This is a genomic window from Pyxidicoccus sp. MSG2, from assembly GCF_026626705.1.
Lineage (GTDB): Bacteria > Myxococcota > Myxococcia > Myxococcales > Myxococcaceae > Myxococcus.
Map to the genome: position 1 here is coordinate 10,517,340 of NZ_JAPNKC010000001.1, position 18,649 is coordinate 10,535,988.

The 18,649-nt window shown below is 71.0% G+C and carries 15 protein-coding genes; 9 read left to right on the forward strand and 6 right to left on the reverse strand.

What is annotated here, in order from left to right; translation table 11 throughout:
* Positions 1-4: 4 nt before the first annotated feature.
* The gene (locus OV427_RS41040; protein WP_267861674.1) at positions 5-3,172 is read left to right on the forward strand and encodes an efflux RND transporter permease subunit; all 3,168 of its coding nucleotides are present in this window, start codon (positions 5-7) and stop codon (positions 3,170-3,172) included.
* 17 nt (positions 3,173-3,189) lie between these two features.
* Here OV427_RS41040 and OV427_RS41045 read toward each other — a convergent pair whose 3' ends face one another.
* Both OV427_RS41045 and OV427_RS41050 read right to left on the reverse strand, forming a co-directional pair.
* The gene (locus OV427_RS41045) at positions 3,190-3,834 is read right to left on the reverse strand and encodes a DUF4349 domain-containing protein (RefSeq protein WP_267861675.1); all 645 of its coding nucleotides are present in this window, start codon (positions 3,832-3,834) and stop codon (positions 3,190-3,192) included.
* A 131-nt stretch (positions 3,835-3,965) separates the two neighbouring features.
* Complete coding sequence (locus tag OV427_RS41050; protein WP_267861676.1) at positions 3,966-4,169, reverse strand: hypothetical protein; 204 nt, start codon at positions 4,167-4,169, stop codon at positions 3,966-3,968.
* Between the two features lie 141 nt (positions 4,170-4,310).
* Here OV427_RS41050 and OV427_RS41055 point away from each other — a divergent pair, with 141 nt between their 5' ends.
* The 5 genes from OV427_RS41055 (at position 4,311) to coaBC (ending at position 11,204) form a co-directional block, all read left to right on the forward strand.
* Complete coding sequence (locus tag OV427_RS41055) at positions 4,311-4,913, forward strand: hypothetical protein (protein ID WP_267861677.1); 603 nt, start codon at positions 4,311-4,313, stop codon at positions 4,911-4,913.
* A gap of 42 nt (positions 4,914-4,955) precedes the next feature.
* Positions 4,956-5,468: an FHA domain-containing protein gene (locus tag OV427_RS41060; RefSeq protein WP_267861678.1), complete on the forward strand. Its 513-nt coding sequence runs from the start codon at positions 4,956-4,958 to the stop codon at positions 5,466-5,468.
* A gap of 61 nt (positions 5,469-5,529) precedes the next feature.
* Positions 5,530-6,813, forward strand: coding sequence for a Stp1/IreP family PP2C-type Ser/Thr phosphatase (locus tag OV427_RS41065; RefSeq protein ID WP_164000951.1), 1,284 nt, complete (start codon positions 5,530-5,532; stop codon positions 6,811-6,813).
* Positions 6,814-6,945: 132 nt separating this feature from the next.
* Entirely contained in the window at positions 6,946-9,921 is a 2,976-nt protein-coding gene (locus OV427_RS41070; protein ID WP_267861679.1) for a carboxypeptidase regulatory-like domain-containing protein, read from the forward strand.
* A gap of 62 nt (positions 9,922-9,983) precedes the next feature.
* A complete protein-coding gene (gene coaBC / locus OV427_RS41075) occupies positions 9,984-11,204 on the forward strand; it encodes a bifunctional phosphopantothenoylcysteine decarboxylase/phosphopantothenate--cysteine ligase CoaBC (RefSeq protein ID WP_267861680.1) in 1,221 nt (406 codons plus the stop codon).
* An 8-nt stretch (positions 11,205-11,212) separates the two neighbouring features.
* Here coaBC and OV427_RS41080 read toward each other — a convergent pair whose 3' ends face one another.
* Entirely contained in the window at positions 11,213-11,644 is a 432-nt protein-coding gene (locus tag OV427_RS41080) for a PaaI family thioesterase (RefSeq protein ID WP_267861681.1), read from the reverse strand.
* Positions 11,645-11,913: 269 nt separating this feature from the next.
* On the opposite strand from OV427_RS41080, the gene OV427_RS41085 reads away from it, so the two are divergent.
* Positions 11,914-13,008, forward strand: a complete 1,095-nt coding sequence (locus OV427_RS41085) for a uracil-DNA glycosylase (RefSeq protein ID WP_267861682.1) — start codon at positions 11,914-11,916, stop codon at positions 13,006-13,008.
* Between the two features lie 26 nt (positions 13,009-13,034).
* Positions 13,035-14,042: an alpha/beta hydrolase gene (locus OV427_RS41090; RefSeq protein ID WP_267861683.1), complete on the forward strand. Its 1,008-nt coding sequence runs from the start codon at positions 13,035-13,037 to the stop codon at positions 14,040-14,042.
* 30 nt (positions 14,043-14,072) lie between these two features.
* On the opposite strand, the gene OV427_RS41095 is transcribed toward OV427_RS41090, so the two are convergent.
* The gene (locus OV427_RS41095; protein WP_267861684.1) at positions 14,073-14,816 is read right to left on the reverse strand and encodes a hypothetical protein; all 744 of its coding nucleotides are present in this window, start codon (positions 14,814-14,816) and stop codon (positions 14,073-14,075) included.
* 261 nt (positions 14,817-15,077) lie between these two features.
* On the opposite strand from OV427_RS41095, the gene OV427_RS41100 reads away from it, so the two are divergent.
* The gene (locus OV427_RS41100; protein ID WP_267861685.1) at positions 15,078-16,109 is read left to right on the forward strand and encodes an L-erythro-3,5-diaminohexanoate dehydrogenase; all 1,032 of its coding nucleotides are present in this window, start codon (positions 15,078-15,080) and stop codon (positions 16,107-16,109) included.
* Between the two features lie 25 nt (positions 16,110-16,134).
* Here OV427_RS41100 and OV427_RS41105 read toward each other — a convergent pair whose 3' ends face one another.
* Positions 16,135-16,746, reverse strand: coding sequence for an ankyrin repeat domain-containing protein (locus OV427_RS41105; protein ID WP_267861686.1), 612 nt, complete (start codon positions 16,744-16,746; stop codon positions 16,135-16,137).
* Between the two features lie 175 nt (positions 16,747-16,921).
* Positions 16,922-18,457, reverse strand: coding sequence for a catalase (locus tag OV427_RS41110; protein WP_324290025.1), 1,536 nt, complete (start codon positions 18,455-18,457; stop codon positions 16,922-16,924).
* Positions 18,458-18,649: the final 192 nt, after the last annotated feature.

The following is an 18,649-nucleotide window of genomic DNA, read 5'->3' on the forward strand; positions in this document are numbered from 1 at the left end:
CCCCATGCTCACCCGCACCATCGACTGGTCGCTCAAGCACCGGGGCGCGGTGCTGCTGGGCACCCTGGCCCTCGTCATCTCCGGCGTCCTGGCCTTCCAGTCCCTGCCCCTCGACGCCTTCCCGGACACCACGCCCACGCAGGTCCAGGTGAACACCGCGGCCCCGGCCCTCACGCCCGTGGAGGTGGAGCGGCAGCTCACCATCCCCATCGAGCAGCAGCTCGCGGGGCTGCCACGCCTGGAGGAGATGCGCTCCATCTCCAAGTTCGGCCTGTCGCAGGTGACGCTCCAGTTCCGCGACGGCACGGACGTGTGGTTCGCGCGGCAGCAGGTGGCCGAGCGGGTGGGCCGGGTGGAGGTGCCGCACGGTATCGAGCAGCCCACCCTCGGGCCGGTGGCGACCGGGCTGGGCGAGGTCTTCCACTACCTCGTCAAGAGCAGGACGAAGAGCCTGGAGGAACTGCGCACGCTGCATGACTGGAGCATCGCGCCCCAGCTTCGCAGTGTGCCGGGCGTGGCCGAGGTGAACGCCTGGGGCGGCCGGGAGAAGCAGTGGCACGTGGTGGTGGAGCCCCGGCGCCTTCGGCAGTTCGACCTGTCCCTGGGTGATGTGTACCGCGCCCTGGAGGCCAACAACGCCAACGTGGGCGGCGGCATGGTGGAGCGCGGTGGCGGTGCCAGCCTCGTGCTCGGGGTGGGTGTGCTGGAGGATGGCCAGGCGGTGGGGGAGGTGGTGGTGGCCGCACGCAACGGGGTGCCGGTGCGCGTGCGAGACGTGGCCCGGGTGGAGGTGGGCAGTGAGATTCGCCGCGGAGCGACCACCGCGGACGGGGAGGGCGAGGCCGTGCTGGGGCTGGGCTTCATGCTCATGGGAGAGAACTCCCACGTGGTGACGCAGGCGCTCGCTCAGCGGCTGGACGAGGTGAAGAAGAGCCTGCCCGGGGACGTCCAGGTGGACGTCGTCTACGAGCGCACAGAGCTGGTGGACGTGGTGCTGCGCACGGTGCGCACCAACCTCCTGGAGGGGGCGCTGCTCGTCATCGCCATCCTCTTCCTCTTCCTGGGCAACTGGCGAGCGGGGCTCATCGTCGCTGCCGCCATCCCCTTGTCGCTGCTGTTCGCCTTCAACGGCATGCTGCGCTTCGGCATCGCCGGCACCCTCATGTCGCTGGGGGCCATCGACTTCGGCCTCGTGGTGGACTCCTCCGTCATCCTCGTGGAGAACGCGGAGCGGCGCCTGGCCGAGGCCCGGGACGGGCGGAGCCTGCTGGAGGTGGTGCGGGATGCGGCCGTGGAGGTGCGCAAGCCCACGCTCTTCGGCGAGCTCATCATCATGGTGGTGTACCTGCCCGTGCTCGCCCTGGAGGGTGTGGAGGGCCGGCTGTTCCGCCCCATGGCGCTCACGGTCATCTTCGCCCTGCTGGGCAGTGCCCTGCTGTCCATGACGCTGATGCCGGTGCTGGCGTCCTTCGCGCTCGAGAAGGGCAGGGCGGTGCATCGGGAGCCGCGGCTCGTGCGGCTCCTCCAGCGGGGCTACCGGCCGCTCCTGGAGTGGGCTCTCTCCCATGCCCGGGCGGTCCTCGTGGCGGCGGGCCTGCTGGTGGTGGGAGCGGGGGTGGCGGCCACGCAGCTCGGCAGCGAGTTCGTCCCGCGCCTCTCCGAGGGCACCATCGTCATCAACACCGTGCGCCTGGCCGAGGTCTCCCTCTCCGAGTCCGTGCGCTACGGGGGGCAAATCGAGAAGGTGCTCCTGTCCAGATTCCCCGATGAGGTGGGGCGCGTGTGGACACGCACGGGCACGGCGGAAGTGGCCACCGACCCCATGGGCATCGAGCTGTCCGACGTGTTCGTCACCCTCAAGCCCCGGGAGCAGTGGAAGCGCGCCCGCACGCAGGAGGAGCTGGTGGCGGAGATGAAGGCGGAGCTGGCGGACCTGCCCGGCATGCGCATGGCGTTCCTCCAGCCCATCGAGATGCGCGTCAACGAGATGATTGCCGGCGTGCGCAGCGACGTGGGCATCAAGCTGTTCGGGGATGACCTGGACGTGCTCAAGGCCAAGGCGCGGGAGATGGAGGCGCTGGTGCGTGCCGTCCCCGGTGCCGCGGATGTCACCCTGGAGCAGGTGACGGGACAGCCCGTGCTGGAGGTGACGGTGGACCGGGCCGCCATCGCGCGTCACGGCATCGCCGCCCGCGAGGTGCTCGACGTGGTGGAGGCGGTGGGGACTCGCGTGGTGGGCGAAGTGCGCGAGGGCGAGCGCCGCTTCGACCTGGCCGTGAGGCTGTCCGAGGAGTACCGGAACGATCCGGCCCTGCTGGCGACGGTGCCCGTGACGGCCCCTGGAGGCGAGCACGTGCCCCTGGGCAGACTGGCCTCCATCCGAGAGGTGTCCGGTCCCACCACCATCCAGCGCGAGTGGGGCAGGCGGCGCATCGTCATCCAGGCCAACGTGCGAGGCCGGGACCTGGGCGGCTTCGTGGCCGAGGTGCGCAGCACGCTGGCGAAGGTGGAGATGCCGGTGGGCTACTACGTGCGCTACGGCGGCCAGTTCGAGAACCTGGAGCGGGCCCGGGCGCGGCTGTCCATCGTCGTGCCCGTCGCGCTGGGCCTCATCTTCCTGCTGCTGTACGTCACCTACCGGCGGGTCCTGGACGCGTTGCGCATCTTCGCGGGCGTGCCGTTCGCCCTGGTGGGAGGAGTGCTGGCGCTGGTGGTGCGCGGGCTGCCCTTCTCCATCTCGGCCGCGGTGGGCTTCATTGCGCTCTCCGGGGTGTCGGTGCTGGGGGACATGGTGCTGGTGTCCCGCGTGCGGCAGCTTCTGGGCCAGGGGCGTGCCCTGCCGGATGCAATCCGCGAGGCAGCGCTGTCCCGCTTGCGGCCCGTGCTGATGACCGCCGCGGTGGCCGCCTTCGGCTTCCTGCCCATGGCGCTCAACACGGGGATTGGCGCGGAGGTGCAGAGGCCACTGGCCACCGTGGTGGTGGGCGGCATCCTGTCCTCGACCCTGCTGACCCTGCTGGTGCTGCCCGTGCTGTATCGGGTCTTCGGTGCCGCCCGGGGCAAGGGTGGGTCGCATGTGGATGGGACCGCTGGCCGGCCAGGCACTCCAGGCCGCCGAGGAGCGCTACCGGGCTGGAGATGCCTCGCTCATCGAGGTGAACCACCCCAGTGAGCGCGCAGCGCCCCTCGTCAGTCCCAGACGAACAGCCACTTCACGGCCTTCCCCAGGCCGTAGAACACCCAGCCCACGGGCCCGGGGCGCACGGGCCGGCGGAACTCCAGGCTCACCGTGGCCAGCGTCACCTGGTTGTCCATCGACTCCAGCCGCGCCTTGAGAGACTCGTACTCCGCGGTGACGCGCTCCAGCTCCTTCTCCACCCGGAGCGTGTCCTCCACCGTGACGGCCCGCTGCAAGAGCTCCAGGTACCGCTCGCGGACGCGCTCCAGGTTGGCCAGCCGGACCTTCAGGTCCTGATGGGCCTCCGTCACGTCGTCGGCCGTCACCGACTGCTCCGCCACGTGGCCCAGCCCGGGGACCTCCCCGAGGAACACGTCCAGGCGCTCCGCCGGTACCCGCACCGTGGCCGACTCGGAGGTGACGCGCTGGGCGTAGCCTCCGTGCGTCTTCGCCAGGGACACCGCCTGCGCAGGGCCCTGCTCGGGGTCCGCGCGCTCCACCTCCAGCATCGCCGTGCGGATGATGGAGCGGTTCGCCTCGACTGACCCCGGAGCCTCCTCCGAGACGGACATCATCCCGTCCCGGGTGCGAACCGACGGCGCCCCGGAGGAACAGGCGGCGAGGACGAAGAACGAGGCGAGGAGGAGGGGACGCACGGCTTTCCTTTCAGGTGAGGGCACAGGCGGCAGGTGCCCTCCAGGACGCGCGTGCCGGGCTCACGGTTCCCTACTTTCCGAACGAGCCCGGGTGACTTCACTTCGGTTCAGCGAGACGGCGGGACTCCCTATCAGGAGGCCCGGACCGAGGGGACGACCGCGGGAGTCGCGACGTCACCCTCGTAGTAGATGCTGGCGCTGCCCTTCTCATAGACGACGAGCACCCGATCACTCTGCTCCAGCAGATCGGAAGCCTTCTCCGTGGCCTTGCGAACCAGGGCGTCGAACTCTCCCGAGCGTTGCTTGCTACCCGCCCGGACTGTCACGACTGGCATGCGGTGTCCCGCTCCTTGTGTCCCGCGGCGGGTGGCGCCAGGAGGACCTGGCCCCGCGCCCATCCGCGAGTAACGGACGTGTCATAGCCAACGGAACACTTCGTTGACAAGCGCCCCGCAGCATGACGGGAAGGGACTCCCATGAACCGCAAGCTCCCCGTTTTGCTGGTTTTTTCGCTTGGTCTTGCTTCCATCGCCCACGCGCAGTCGCCACGGCCTCCCGAGCACGTGTCGCCGACGCCTGCATGGCTGCCCCGGGGCCTCTTCCTGGGGACCACGGTCCGTCAGGGCGCCGTCACCCCCCGGGTGAAGGTGCAGTGGCAGCTCACCTTCTTCCAGGACCGCAACGACGCCTTCGCGCTGCTGCTGGAGGGCGGGCTGGGGTGGGCCGCCGCCTTCCCGGATCCGGAGGCGGGCGCGCCCCAGACGCTGCTCGGCTCCTACTACGAGCACACCGCCCAGGTGGGCATCGGCTACCGCAACCAGCGGACGGGCGGCGCGCACTGGGGCTTCCAGGTGACGGGCGGCCCCGTCTTCTACGGCGCCCACTTCGATGGGGGCACCCCGGCGGACCACCGTACGACGGGCATCATCGAGGGCCGCATCCACCTGGGCTACCAGTGGGGCGCGACGGGGGTGGGGGTCGCGGTGGGCTACTCCGAGCCCTTTGGTCTCAAGAAGCGCAGCCTCGCGCGTTCCTTCGTGGGTGGCCCGATGTTCGGGTTGTTCATGGATTGGCGCTAGACTCCGAGTAAGGTTCGCGAGCGGACCACCCGCACCCCCCGTATGTCCGAGCTGCTCACCGCCCATGTCTCGCGGTACCTGCGCAACCGCGGCGAGTTCGAACGCGGCCTGCCTCCCGCGCTGCTCGTCTTCACCCCCTCCGCCCTGGCGCCGGGGATGCTGGGGGACGAGGAGTACCGGATGAAGACGGTGACGAACGCGGGGGCGCCCACCCTGGGGGCGAGCGAGGCGCTGGCCTTTCCGGTCGTGAAGTCGCGGACGAATGCCTTCGGCCGGGGAATCACGGTGGGGCGCACGGGCAACAACGACGTGGTGCTGGACGACGGCAGTGTGTCCCGGTTTCACGCGTGGTTCTCCCGCGAGGAGGGGCAGGAGGGGTTCCTCCTGACGGATGCGGGCTCGAAAAATGGCTCCTGGGTGGGCGGGGTGCGGCTCACCCCCCGCCGGGCGGTGTCCGTGGAGGACGGGGCCCGGTTGCGTTTCGGTCAGGTGGAGGTGGCGTTCTACACGGCCAGCGGCTTTGTCCGGATGCTGGCCATGAGGATGGCTCCCTGAGCCTTGCCACGTCTTCGGCGGCCTGCGTAACGTGCGGCGTCGCCTTCTGTCACACACGGGAGTGTTCGCGGTGGCCTTGACCACAGAAGCCTTCGGACTGACCGACGTCGGCCGCAAGCGGCAGCACAACGAAGACGCGATGCTGGTGGACTCACCGCTCGGCCTCTACGTCGTCGCCGACGGCATGGGCGGCCACGCGGCCGGTGAGGTTGCCAGCGCCCGGGCCACGGAAGTGGTCAAACAGCACATCACCGCCAACCGGCACCTGCTGAAGGATTTGGGGAACAACCCCACGGCGGACAGCCGCTCGGCGGCCGCGGCGCTGGTGGAGGTGGCCGTGCAGCGCGCCTGCGCGGACATCTACCGCATGGCCATGCAGGACGCGTCCAAGCGCGGCATGGGGACGACCTTCGTGTGCCTCGCGGTGGGCGGCAACAAGGGCGTCATCGGCCACGTGGGCGACAGCCGCGTGTACCTGGTGCGCCACGGCCAGTGCCACCGGCTCACCGAGGACCACACCCTGGTGGCCGCGCAGCTCAAGGCGGGCACGATTACGAAGGAGCAGGCCGCCGCGTCGCAGTACCGCAACGTGATTACGCGCGCGGTGGGCATCCAGGAGTCGGTCCAGGTGGACACGCTCATCGTGGACCTGGTGCCCGGCGACGTGTTCATCCTCTGCTCGGACGGCCTGCACGGCTACGTCGAGGACGAGGAAATCCTCCCGCTGGTGTCCGGCATGGCGCCGGCGGACCTGCCCAAGCGGCTCATCGACATCGCCAACGAGCGCGGCGGCAAGGACAACATCACCGCGGTGGTGGTGAAGGTGGCCGGCGAGGGCGCCGCGGTCAGCGAGGAGACGAGCGAGGCGCAGTCGCGCATGGAGGCGCTGCGCAAGATTCCGCTCTTCCGTCACCTCACCTACAAGGAGCAGACGGCGGTGCTGTCCATCGCCACGACGCGCACGTACCCGGCGGGCCGGGAAATCGTCGTGGAGGGGCAGCCGGGCGAGGAGCTCTTCGTCGTCATCCGCGGCCGGGTGGCGATCGAGAAGAACGGCGTGGAGATTGCCGAGTTGCGCGCTGGTGGCCACTTCGGGGAGATGGGGCTCATCGACAACGCGCCGCGCTCGGCGACGGTGCGGGCGACGGAGCCCACGCGCACCATGGTCATCTCCCGGCCGGACCTGATGGGGCTGATGAAGCGCGAGTCCATCCTCGCGGTGAAGATGCTCTGGAGCTTCGTCCAGGTGCTCAGCGACCGGCTGCGCGCCACCAACTCCGAGCTGAGCGAGGCCCGCCAGGAGCTCGCCGTGGCCCAGGCCATCCAGCCGTTCGCCGAGGAGTAGGACGCGCTCGAGGGCAAGCACGCGCGCGCGTCGGAGGCCCGGGGAGCGTCCGAGAAAGGACGCGTCCGGAATTTCCACCGGGAATTGCCCGTTCCGGGCCCGACCGCGGGCTATGGTCTTCGCGGCGTGCGCATGCGCAACTGGACTCTCATAGGGTTGACGGCGGCCCTGCTGGTGGCGGGAGCCGCCTGGTTCGCCTCGGGCCCGCCCTCCAGCGCCCGGACGTCCGACACCTCCTCCGAGACGCCGAAGTCGGCGGCGCTGCCCACCTTCTCCGCGGTGGACGTGTCGTCCGGTACCAACGAGGGCCTCGCCCTGACGGGACGGGTGCTGGACTCCTCGGGACGTCCGGTGGAGGGTGCCGAGGTGTCCCTGTCCGCCAGCGCGGAGAAGACACTCGCCGACGTGCGCTGTGACGAGTGCGGGCAGGCCCTGCTGTCGTGCCAGGCGCGCGAGACTTCGCTGCAGACGCTGGCCTTCTTCGAGCACCAGCACGGTTTCCTCACCCCGCGCGCCACCGCGACGACGGACGCGCAGGGACGCTTCCGCTTCGAGCACCTGGCGGGCGTGTCCTTCTCCGTCTGGGCGAAGGCGCCCGGGCTGGGCGTGGCGCTCCGCGAGCGGGCCGCCCCCGGAGACCCGGTGGAGCTCTTCCTGCCACCGCTGCGGAGCATCGGCGGGCAGGTGGTGGATGACGCGGGCCAGCCCGTGCGCGGCGCGCACGTCCACGCGGTGTCCCGCCGCGTCCCGCTTCCCTTCGAGGCGACGGCCGGCGCGGACGGCGTCTTTTCCCTGGACGGACTCGGAGAAGGGCCCTTCTACGTGCTGGCCACGGCGGAGGGGTTCCTGCCCGCGGTGGAGTCGCAGGTGGAGGCAGGCCCACAGCCGGTCCGCCTGAAGCTGACGCCCGCGCGCACGCTGGAGGTGCGCGTCACCCGGAACGGCGCGCCCGCCGCGGCCACGGTGCGCCTGCGCGCGGACCACCTGTCCCGCGAGCTGAGCACGAAGGGTGAGCCGCTGCGCTTCACCGGTCTGTACCCGGACGCGGTGGTGGTGACGGCGGACGCGCCCGGGCTGGGGGCCGCGCCGCGCACGCTGACGCTGGATGCGCGCGTCACCCAGGTGACGCTGGAGTTGGAGGTCGCCGGCAAGCTGCTCGTCACGGTGGTGGACGAGCAGGGCGAGCCGGTGCCCCAGCCGGAGTTGCTGCTGCGCACGGCCCGGGGGGAGCTCATCCGCAAGGAGCGCGGCAGCACCGGCGCGCTGGTGGAACTGGGCCCCCTGGCCGCGGGCGACTACGTGCTGGAAGGCCACGCGGAGGGCTTCCGCGACGCGCAGCTCCCCGCGAAGGTGGTGGAGGGCGAGACGTCGCTCGAGCTGGAGATGGAGCGCGCCACGCTCATCAGCGGGCAGGTGCTGGACCAGTACGGCCGGCCCGCGCCGAGTGTCTCCGTCCTGGTGCAGCCCACCGGCGAGTCGGTGCTGGCGGACGCGGACGGGCGCTTCGTGGCGCAGGTGCCCACGGCGGGCCTGTACGAGCTGCACGCGCATCACTCGGAGTGGGGCGGTGGGCAGCTCAAGGTGACGGCGCCCGCCAGCGGGGTGCAACTGGCGCTGGAGCCTCGCGCGGCGCTGGAGGTGACGGTGTCCTCCTCCGGCCGCCGCGTGGAGGGCGCGGACGTGGTGCTGTGGGTGGAGCAGGAGGGCATCTTCCGGAGCGACCGCTCCTCGGGCTCGGACGGCATGGTGCCCATGCGTGGCATGCCGGCGGGGACGTACTGGATGGTGGCCTCGCACCCGGACTACCTGCCCTCGGACCGCAAGCAGGTGACGTTGGAGGACGGGCAGACACTGAAGCTCGAGGTGGAGCTGAAGCCCGGCGCGCCGCTGTCGGGTGACGTGGTGGACGGGCAGGGCGCCCCGGTGGAGGGGGCCACGCTGGTGGTGGTGCCCCGCGGCTCCGAGCCGGTGCAGAGCGACGCGCGCGGCCACTTCGAGTTCCGCTCGCTGCGTCCGGACCGGGGCTACCGCCTGGAGGCGAGGCACCCGGGCTACGACCAGGTGGAGCGCGCCGAGGGCAAGGCCGGCGGCCCGCCCGTGCGCGTCGTCCTCAAGCGCCGCGATGTCTTCCGTGGGCGCGTCGTCGGGAGCGACGGCGCGCCGGTGCGCCGCTACCGCGTGGACGAGCACGAGGTGAACAGCCCGGACGGCCGCTTCGAGCTGCCACTGGCCACGGCGGGCGAGCGCATCATCGCCGCGGTGGACGCGCCGGGTTACGAGCCGACGATGGTGGACCGCCCGGTGGCGCCGGACCTGGGAGACCTGGTGCTGGAGAAGCTGCCCAGCATCTCCGGCGTCGTGCGCGAAGTGGGTGGCGGGCTGGTGGCGGACGCGGTGGTGACGTGCGACGTGTGCGACGAGTCCGTGATGTCGGGCCCGGACGGCAGCTTCACGCTGGCCAGTCCGCCGTACGTGCCGCGCTTCACCGTGTCCGCGCGCAAGGGCCGGCTCAGCGGGACGCAGTCGCTGGAGCGCGGTGGGCGCGGCCCGGTGGAGCTGACGCTGCGGCAGGCGACGCGGCTGAGCGGCCGGGTGTTCCTGGCGAACGGGAGCCCCGCGGCGGGAATCGAAGTGGAGGCGGTGAACGCGGACCGCAGCGAGCCGCTCACCATCGTCACCGGTCCGGATGGTAGCTACAGCGTGGAGGTGTCTCCGGGCAGCTACCGCTTCGCGCTCGGCGCCAACCGCGAGTTCTCCGGCGAGCCGACGCTGGTGCTCCAGGTGGCCGGCGCGGAGATGCACCTGGACCTGGGGCCCGCGCCGGGCACCGCGTCCCTCACCGTGCAGCTCAAGCCCGAGCGCGGCAAGGCGCTCTGGGTGGTGGCGGGGGAGGTGTCGGACGTGGGCGACCCGCCGGCCACGGCGCTGATGCGCTCGCGCTGGGCGCAGCTCGTGTACCAGCCGCGCAGTGAGACGGTGGTGCTCAACGGGCTGCCCCCGGGGCGGTACACGCTGGTGTGGGGCCACTTCCACGTGGAGACGCCCGGCGGGCCGGAGGTGCGCGTGGTGGACGTGCCCTCGCGTGGTGAGGTGGCACTGGGGCGTTGAGGCGGCGGCACCGCCGTGCGGCGCGGGTTGCGAGCCAGCGGGCGTGCGCATTAGGAAGCCGCATGGACGTGACGGCACTGAAGGGCCGCCGGGTGGTCGTCGGCGTGGGCGGCGGTATCGCGGCGTACAAGGCGTGCGACCTGGTGCGCGAGCTGGGGCGGGCCGGGGCGGAAGTGCGCGTGGCCATGACGGAGTCCGCGCGGCAGTTCGTCACCCCGCTCACCTTCCAGGCCCTCAGCGGCCACCCCGTCCTCACGGACTACTTCGACCCGGCCCAGGAGGGGAACTTCGGGCACCTGGACCTGGCCCGCTGGGCGGAGGCCTTCGTCGTGGCTCCGGCCACGGCGGACCTGCTGGCGCGCATCCGCGCGGGCATGGCGAACGACGCGGTGACGACGTCGCTGCTGGCCTTTCGCGGCCCGGTGGTGCTGGCCCCCGCGATGAACGTGGCCATGTGGGACAACGCGATGACGCAGGAGAACGTGGCGGCGCTGCTCGCGCACCCCCGCTTCAGCCAGGTGGGGCCGGGCGCGGGGCTGCTGGCCTGCGGTGACGTGGGCGAGGGGCGCCTCGCGGACGTACCGAGGATTGCCGAGGCGGTGGCGGCGCGCTTCGGCGCCGGGCCGCTGGCGGGGAAGAAGGTGCTGCTGACGGCGGGCCCCACGCGCGAGTTCCTGGACCCGGTGCGGTTCATCTCGAATCCGTCCACGGGGAAGATGGGGCTGGCGCTCGCGCACGCGGCGCGGAGCCTGGGCGCCGAGGTGACGGTGGTGCTGGGCCCGGTGGGGCCGGTGGAGCGCGGCGGGCTGACGGTGGTGGACGTGGTGAGCGCGGACGACATGGCGCGCGAGGTGCTCTCGCGCGTGGAGGCGGTGGACGTGTTCATCGCCACCGCGGCGGTGAGCGACTGGCGTCCGGAGACGCGCGCGCCGCAGAAGGTGAAGAAGGGCCAGGCCACCACGCCGGAGTCGCTGCGGCTGGTGCGCACGCCAGACGTGCTGGCGGAGGCGTCACGGAAGGTGGCGGGGAGCGCGAAACGGCCACTCCTGGTGGGCTTCGCGGCGGAGACGGAGCGGGTGCTGGAGCACGCGCGGGAGAAGCTGGAGCGCAAGGGGCTGGACGCCATCGTCGCCAACGACGTCACGGCGCCCGGCGCGGGCTTCGGTACGGACACCAACCGCGTGACGCTGCTCACGCGCGCGGGCCTCCAGCAGGAGATGCAGGGCAGCAAGCACGAGGTGGCCCGCGCCATCGTCGAGCTGCTCCTGGTGCCTCGCCGATAGGCCGCGGGCTACCGGGGTTCCATCACCGCGAGCGTGATGGTGGCCTTCGACACGAGCTTCGTCTGGCCACCGGAGACGGCATGCACCTCGGACTCGGCGACGATGAGCCGCCGCCCCGCGCGCAGCACGCGTCCCTTGCAGCGCAGCTCCTCCCCCATGGCCGCCTGGAGCAGGTGGACGGTGAAGGTGGTGGTCAGCACGCGCTGCCCCTTCTTCACGGCGGTGAAGCCCGCCGCGCCCGCCGTGTGGTCCGCCAGCGTCGCCTGCACGCCCGCGTGGATGACACCGTCCTGCTGGAGGTGGCGGGGTCGCACCACCAGGCGCGTGTCGACTTCACCCGGGAGGATGGAGGTGGGCTCGATGCCCAGGTCCACGACGAACGCGGCCGAGCGGAAGAGCTCTTCGGTGTCCTGTCGGTAGTCCGGATTGAGAGGCTCCATGGGTGCGGCTCCTTCCGTGCGCGGCCTCGAAGCGGACGCCAGGGTAGCGCGGCGAGGCACGGGGGCTCATCGAGCACGCCGCGGCGCGTCCGTCCACTCCGCGATGAAGGACCCGGGACGTTCCGCCCACACTGTGAGCCCCCTTGAAGCGACAGAGGGCAGGTGACTCCGAGAGTGACGCCGGGCTCGGCCCCGAGGTAAGCGTACTGACGAGGCCACCGGCCGCTTCCTTGCGCTGGACTCCTTCCTCCGCTACCGATCCAGTCAACGTGAACGACGACTTGCCCGACTCCTCGCAGGAACTGAGCGCCGTGCTGGACGAGGTGCGACGCCACCTGCTCTGGCAGGAGGAGGCCGCTGGCCGCGTCCTGATGATTGACGCGAAGGCGGCGTCCGAGCTCCAGCGCTCCGCGCCCTCGCTGCGCTCGCTCCTGTCCCGGGGCAACGGCACGTCGGAAGCCGCCGCCGCTCCCGCGCGTCCGATGCCTGCCGCCCGGCCCCCGAGCGCGGCTCCGATGGCGAGGCCCCCCCTTGCTCCCGAGGGCACGGGCGCGCCGGTGGCTGCTCCGGCCGCGGGTCTGACGGGCCGTGGCGGGCCTGCCCCGTCGCCGATGGCTGCTCAGGGCCCCACGGGCGCGCCGATGCGCCCGGCGGTGACGGACCCCACCGTGGCGCCGCCGTCCGCCCGGGCTCCGGCCTCGCGTCCCGCCCCGGTGGGCGGAGCGGGCCTGCTCCTGGACGTGCCGCAGCAGGTGCCCCGTTCTCCAGGACAACTTCCGGGGATGGCGAACGGCGAGCGCCCGACGCTGGACGAAATCCGCCGCGAGCTGGGCGACTGCAAGCGCTGCAAGCTGTGCAGCACGCGCAAGAACATCGTGTTCGGCTCGGGCAACCCGCGCGCGGAGCTGGTCTTCGTGGGCGAGGGCCCGGGCGAGAACGAGGACCTCCAAGGCGTCCCCTTCGTCGGCGCGGCGGGTGAGCTGCTGACGAAGATGATTGAGGCGATGGGCTTCCGGCGCGACGACGTCTACATCTGCAACGTCGTGAAGTGCCGGCCGCCCGGCAACCGCAACCCGGAGCCGGATGAAATCGCGGCGTGCGAGCCCTTCCTGCGCGCGCAGCTCGCGGCCATCCAGCCGAAGGTGGTGGTGGCGCTGGGCAAGTTCGCGGCGCAGACGCTGCTGCGCGACAGCACGCCGATTACGCGCATGCGCGGCAACTGGCGCACGTACGAGGGCATCCAGCTCATGCCCACCTTCCACCCCGCGTACCTGCTGCGCAGCCCGGCGGAGAAGCGCAAGGCGTGGGAGGACCTGCAGGCGGTGATGAAGGTCCTCGGCAAGCAACCCGGCTCGCGCGCCTAGCGGCGGGCCCTCGGAGGGGGAAACTCATGAAGGGACAGCTGGAGACGCGCGAGCTGCAATCGCCCGCGCTGGAGGCCAACCCGTTGGGCGACCCGGCCAGGCGCCGGCTCACGGTGTACCTGCCGCCGGGCTACGGCGAGGGAGACCGGCGCTACCCCGTCGTCTACTTCCTGCACGCCTTCGGCAACAGCGGCGGCACGTGGACGAACGCCGCGGGCTTCGGCCCCACCGTGCCCGAGCGGATGGACGCGCTCATCGAGTCCGGTGCGCTGCCCCCCGCCATCGGCGTGTTCCCCGACGGGTGGACCTCACTCGGCGGCAGCCAGTGGGTGAACAGCGAGGCCATCGGCCGCTATCGCGACTATCTGGCCAAGGACGTGTTGGGCTTCGTGGACCGCACGTATCGCACGCTGCCCAAGGCGGCCTCGCGCGCGGTGGTGGGCCACAGCTCCGGCGGCTACGGCGCGCTCGTCATGGGCCGCTACCACCCGGAGCTCTTCTCGCACCTGGGCGCGCACGCGGCGGACTCGTATTTCGAGTACTGCTACCTGCCGGACCTGCCCAAGGCAGCGGCCTCGCTGCTGAAGTCGGGCAGCGTGGACGCGTGGCACGGCGAGTTCCGCAAGCGCGTGCGCGAGACGAAGATGCGCGGCGACGACTTCCCGGTGGTGAACACGCTGGCGATGGCGGCCGCGTACTCGCCGAAGAAGGGCGAGCCGCTGAACCTGGAGCTGCCCTTCGACGCGCAGACGGGCCGCATCAAGCTGGACGTGTGGAACCGCTGGCTGGTGCACGACCCGGTGCGCTTCGTGCCCAAGTTCCTGGACTCGTTCCGCAAGCTCAAGACGGTGTTCCTCGACTGCGGCACCCGCGACGAGTTCAACATCCGCTGGGGCACGCGCATGCTCGCGGAGGACCTCAAGGGCGCCGGCGTCGAGCTGGTGCACGAGGAGTTCGAGGACGGGCACTCCGGCGTGTCCTACCGCTTCGAGCGCTCGCTGGCGGTGCTGGTGCCGAAGCTGGCGCGTGACTGAGTCATCCGCGCGAAGGCGCGTCGCACGGGCTCAGCACCCGTGCGACGGGTAGTTGGCGGGCCAGAGGAGCAGCAGTCCTTCCGTGTCCACCAGTCGCACCCAGGCGCGATGCCGGTACTGCTCACCGGCCTCGTCGAACACGAGCACCTCCGCGAAGTCGCCTACGCGCCGGCCCAGGATGAGCTGCTCGTCGTGCAGGGAGACGTACAGCGGGTTCGCGTCGTCCCGGGGCTCCTCGCGGAAGACGAGGAGCGGCTGGCTCTCGCGGCGGAGCTTGAAGAACTCGATGCCCTTGTCCTCGAAGGCCGCCAGGGGGCGCAGGCTCTCGATGGTGACCCACACCGACTTCGCGTCGTCCGCTCCGCCGTCGCGGAGCCAGGCCTTCCGCCCGCTCCGGATGTCGAGGATGACGTGGGCGTACTGGACGGGCACGCCGTGCTCGTGGGCACGCTCGTGCTCGAAGGCGGGGTAACAGTCCTCCTGCCAACCTCCGGGGTCGGCCCAGCGGCTCAGCGGCTCGGTCTGCGCGCGCCGGATGGAGCCGGCGGGCTGGAAGCCGGTGCTCCGGCGCTCGTACAGCGGCACCTCGGACACGGCGTCCTGTGGAAACGTGGCACAGACGATGTGGGTGACGCCGCGCAGGTGGGCGTCGGGGATGTCCGTGCGGCGCGCGAAGGACTCCTGGGCGGAGGCGCGGCCGGGCAGCGCGAGCAGCGTCAGGGCAAGAGCGCTCGTGAGGAGGCACCAGGCGCGAAGGGGAGGGTGTGAGTCCATGCCCCCTCCTGATTGCATCCCACGGGCCAGTCCTGGCGGACGGGGATTCCCCTGGAACCTCGCGGACTTGGCGGAAGAGGTGGGGGGCGGCCCGTGGCAGCGGTGCCACGGGGGTGTGGCAGCGGCGCCGAACGGCCACTCCGGGACGGAAGCGGGCGGAGTGGGGTGACGTGGTGCTGGCCTTTGCCCGGGGGGAGCGGATAGACGCAGCACCGTGCGCGCCTCGTGGCATGGCGCTCGGACCTTCAGGGAGACGGGAACATGGGCATCGACCTCTACGGGCTGTCCCGCGTCGTCGGAGAGACTGGCGTGCTGCCGCAGCGCGCGCGGAAGCTGGACCCCTCGCTGCCGTGCCGCGAGGCGGAGCTGCTCATCGACGTGGAGAGCCTCAACATCGACGCGGCCTCCTTCAAGCAGATCAAGGGCGAGGTGGGCGGAGACCCGGCGCGCATCGGCGCGCGCATCCAGGAAATCGTCCGCGAGCGGGGGAAGATGCAGAACCCCGTGACGGGCTCGGGCGGCATGTTGATTGGCCGCGTGAAGGAGATGGGCCCCCAGCACCCCGCGCGCCAGCTGCTCAAGGTGGGCGACCGCATCGCCACGCTGGTGAGCCTCACGCTGACGCCGCTGGTGATTGAAGAGGTGAAGGCGGTGCACGCGGACATCGACCGCGTGGACATCCGCGGGCATGCGCTGCTGTTCGCCAGCGGCATCTACGCGAAGCTGCCGTCGGACATGCCGGACACGCTGGCGCTGGCGGCGCTCGACGTGTGCGGAGCGCCCGCGTTGGTGGCCCGCCACGTACGGCCGGGGATGACGGTGGCGGTGCTGGGCGCGGGCAAGAGCGGCGCGCTGTGCCTGGCGCAGGCCCGGCGCAACCTGGAGAGCCGCGGCAAGCTGATTGCCCTGGACGTGTCGCAGGGCGCGCTCGACTTGCTGTCGTCCATCGGCCTGTGTGACGTGGCGCTGAAGGTGGACGCGACGCAGGGCGTGGATGTGATGGAGGCGGTGAGCCGGGCGACGGGCGGCCAGCTCTGCGACCTGGTGGTCAACTGCGCCAGCGTGGGCAACACGGAGATGGCCACCATCCTGTCCGTGAAGGACGGGGGCACGGCCATCTTCTTCTCCATGGCCACCAGCTTCACCGCCGCGGCGCTGGGCGCGGAGGGCGTGGGCAAGGACGTCACCATGGTGGTGGGCAACGGCTACGTGCCCAACCACGCCGCGCTGACGCTCGATTTGCTGCGCACCGAGCCGGCGCTCCTCCAGCTCTTCGCCACGCGGTACGTCTGACGCACCCTGCTTCCGCTTCGTCGCCTCACCGCGCCGAAGCGGAAGTCTGCGGATGTGCGGGAGCAACAGGTGCCGCGGGCTCCTGCGTCGCCGCCCAGTCCTGGGCGGACCGGCCGCTCGCATCGCGCACCTCGGGCGAGGCGCCCTGCTTGCGCAGTTGCTCCACCACCTCCTTGCGGCCGAAGAGGGAGGCGAACATCAGCGCCGTCTGGCCGAAGCGGTTGGTCTGGTCCACCGCGCACTGCTGCTGGTTGAGCAGTCCGACGATGTCCGCGTAGCCCTTGAAGGCCGCACCCATCAGCGCGGTGTTGCCGCGGTTGTCGCCCGCGCAGGCATCCGCGCCCGCGGCGAGCAGCGCGCGCACCGTGTCCGTATGGCCGTGGTACGCGGCGAGGATGAGCGGCGAGAAGCCTCGCGCGTCGCGGGCCTCCACGGGTGTGCCGGCCTTGATGAGCCCGGTGACGACCTCGACGTCCCCGGCGCGAGCGGCCTCGAGCAGATAGCGCTCCGCCTCACTCGTCGCCAGCAGCCGTCCCTCGGGTGCGGGGGCTGCGCGAAGGGACAGCCACGACGCGGTGAGCACCGCGCACACCAGCACCACCAGACCGAGCGCTCCGAGCAGCAGCTTGCGAACCATGGAGTCCTCCAGAGGGAACCACTCCAGCCGAGAGAGAGCCGGGATGAGGGCTGCCGGGCGTGGGGGACGGGGGACGGGGCCACCGGGCCTCGCTCACCCCGGCCCTCTCTCAGTCAGAGCGGTGGGAAACCCCGGGCCCCGGCCGGCATGCCGGGGCCCGGTACGGCAGTGACGTTCAGCGAGACGCCAGCGGAGCCACGGCCGCCTTCGCGTCATCCACCTTCACGCCCACCAGCTTCGCCAGGCGCGTGCCGTAGTCGGCGTTGGCCATGAGGAAGTGCCCCACGATGCGGGCCTTCACGCGGGCATCCTTCACCTGGCCCAGGTCTGCGGCGATGTTCTTCACCAGCCGCTCCTTCGCCGCAGCGTCGAGCGCGGAGTAGAAGGCGCCCGCCTGCGAGAAGTTGTCCGTCTTCTCGATGCCGCGCTGCTGCGTCGTCCCGTTCAGCGGGGCGCCCGACAGGAGGTAGGCCGGTGCGTCCTGCGTCTCACGGGTGACGCTCGGCTCGTAGTTCACGTCCGACTTCGTGTTGGCGAAGTTCATCGAGCCGGCCTGGCTGTTGCTGTTCACCGGCGCCTTGGCGCGGTTGACGGGCAGCGACTGGTAGTTGGCGCCGATGCGGTAGCGCTGCGTGTCCGCGTAGGAGAACAGGCGGCCCTGCAGCAGCCGGTCCTCGGAGGGCTCGATGCCCGGGGGCATGACGCCGGGGGAGAACGCCGCCTGCTCGGTCTCCTCGAAGAAGTTGTCCGGCATCTTGTTCAGAGTGAACCTGCCCAGCTTGATGGCGGGCACCTTGTCCTCGGGCCACACCTTCGTCGCGTCGAGCGGGTCGAAGCTGAACTTCTCCAGGTCCTTCGGGTCCAGCACCTGCACCGACAGCTCCCACGAGGGGAACTTCCCGGCGCCGATGGAGGCGTACAGGTCCGTGGTCGAGTGCTGGAAGTCCTGCGCGACGGTGCGGGCAACCTCCTCGGGCGTGTTGAGGCCCTTCACGCCCTGCTGCGAGGCCCAGTTGAACTTGACGTACTTGTACTCGCCCTTCGCGTTGACGAACTTGAACGAGTGCACGCCGTGCCCGTCCATCTGCCGGTAGCTCGCCGGAATGCCCAGGTCCGAGTAGACCTGCGTGAGCATGTGGGTCGACTCGGGCTGGTGCGAGAAGAAGTCGAAGAAGCGGTTCGGGTCCTGCTTGTTCGTAATCGGCGACGGCTTGAGCGAGTGCACCATGTCCGGGAACTTGATGGCGTCCCGGATGAAGAAGATGGGCAGGTTGTTGCCGACCAGGTCCCAGTTGCCCTCGTCCGTGTAGAACTTCAGCGCGAAGCCGCGCGGATCGCGCAGCGTCTCCGGCGAGCCCGACGGGTGGATGACCGTGGAGAAGCGCACGAACATCGGCGTCTTCTTGCCCTTGGCGGAGAAGATGGACGCGCGGGTGAGGCTGGAGAAATTGTCGTAGCTCTCGAAGGTGCCGTAGGCGCCGGTGCCACGCGCGTGGACGACGCGCTCGGGGATGCGCTCACGGTCGAACCGGGCCAGCTTCTCGATGAGGTGGAAGTCCTCCAGCAACACGCCGCCACGGGGGCCGGCCGTCTTGGAACTCTGGTTGGTCCCCACCGGGGAGCCGGAGTCGGTGGTGAGGGGCGGCGGAGTCTCGGCCAGGGCCGGACCGCCAAGGAGCATCGCCGTCATCAGCAAGGAGCGGAATTGCACGGGGTCTTCCTCGTTGTCGGGGGTGAGACGCCGCGCTCCACAGCACGGCCCGTGCCGACTTCGAACCTCCAGTATTATCAAAGGGTTGGAATCAATTTTGAGCCAATACCACCCAAATATCGGTGTTTCACCGGCCCCTCGGTGGTGTCTGGCACCGCTCAGCCGGTGCACGCGCTCAAGAACCGATAATGC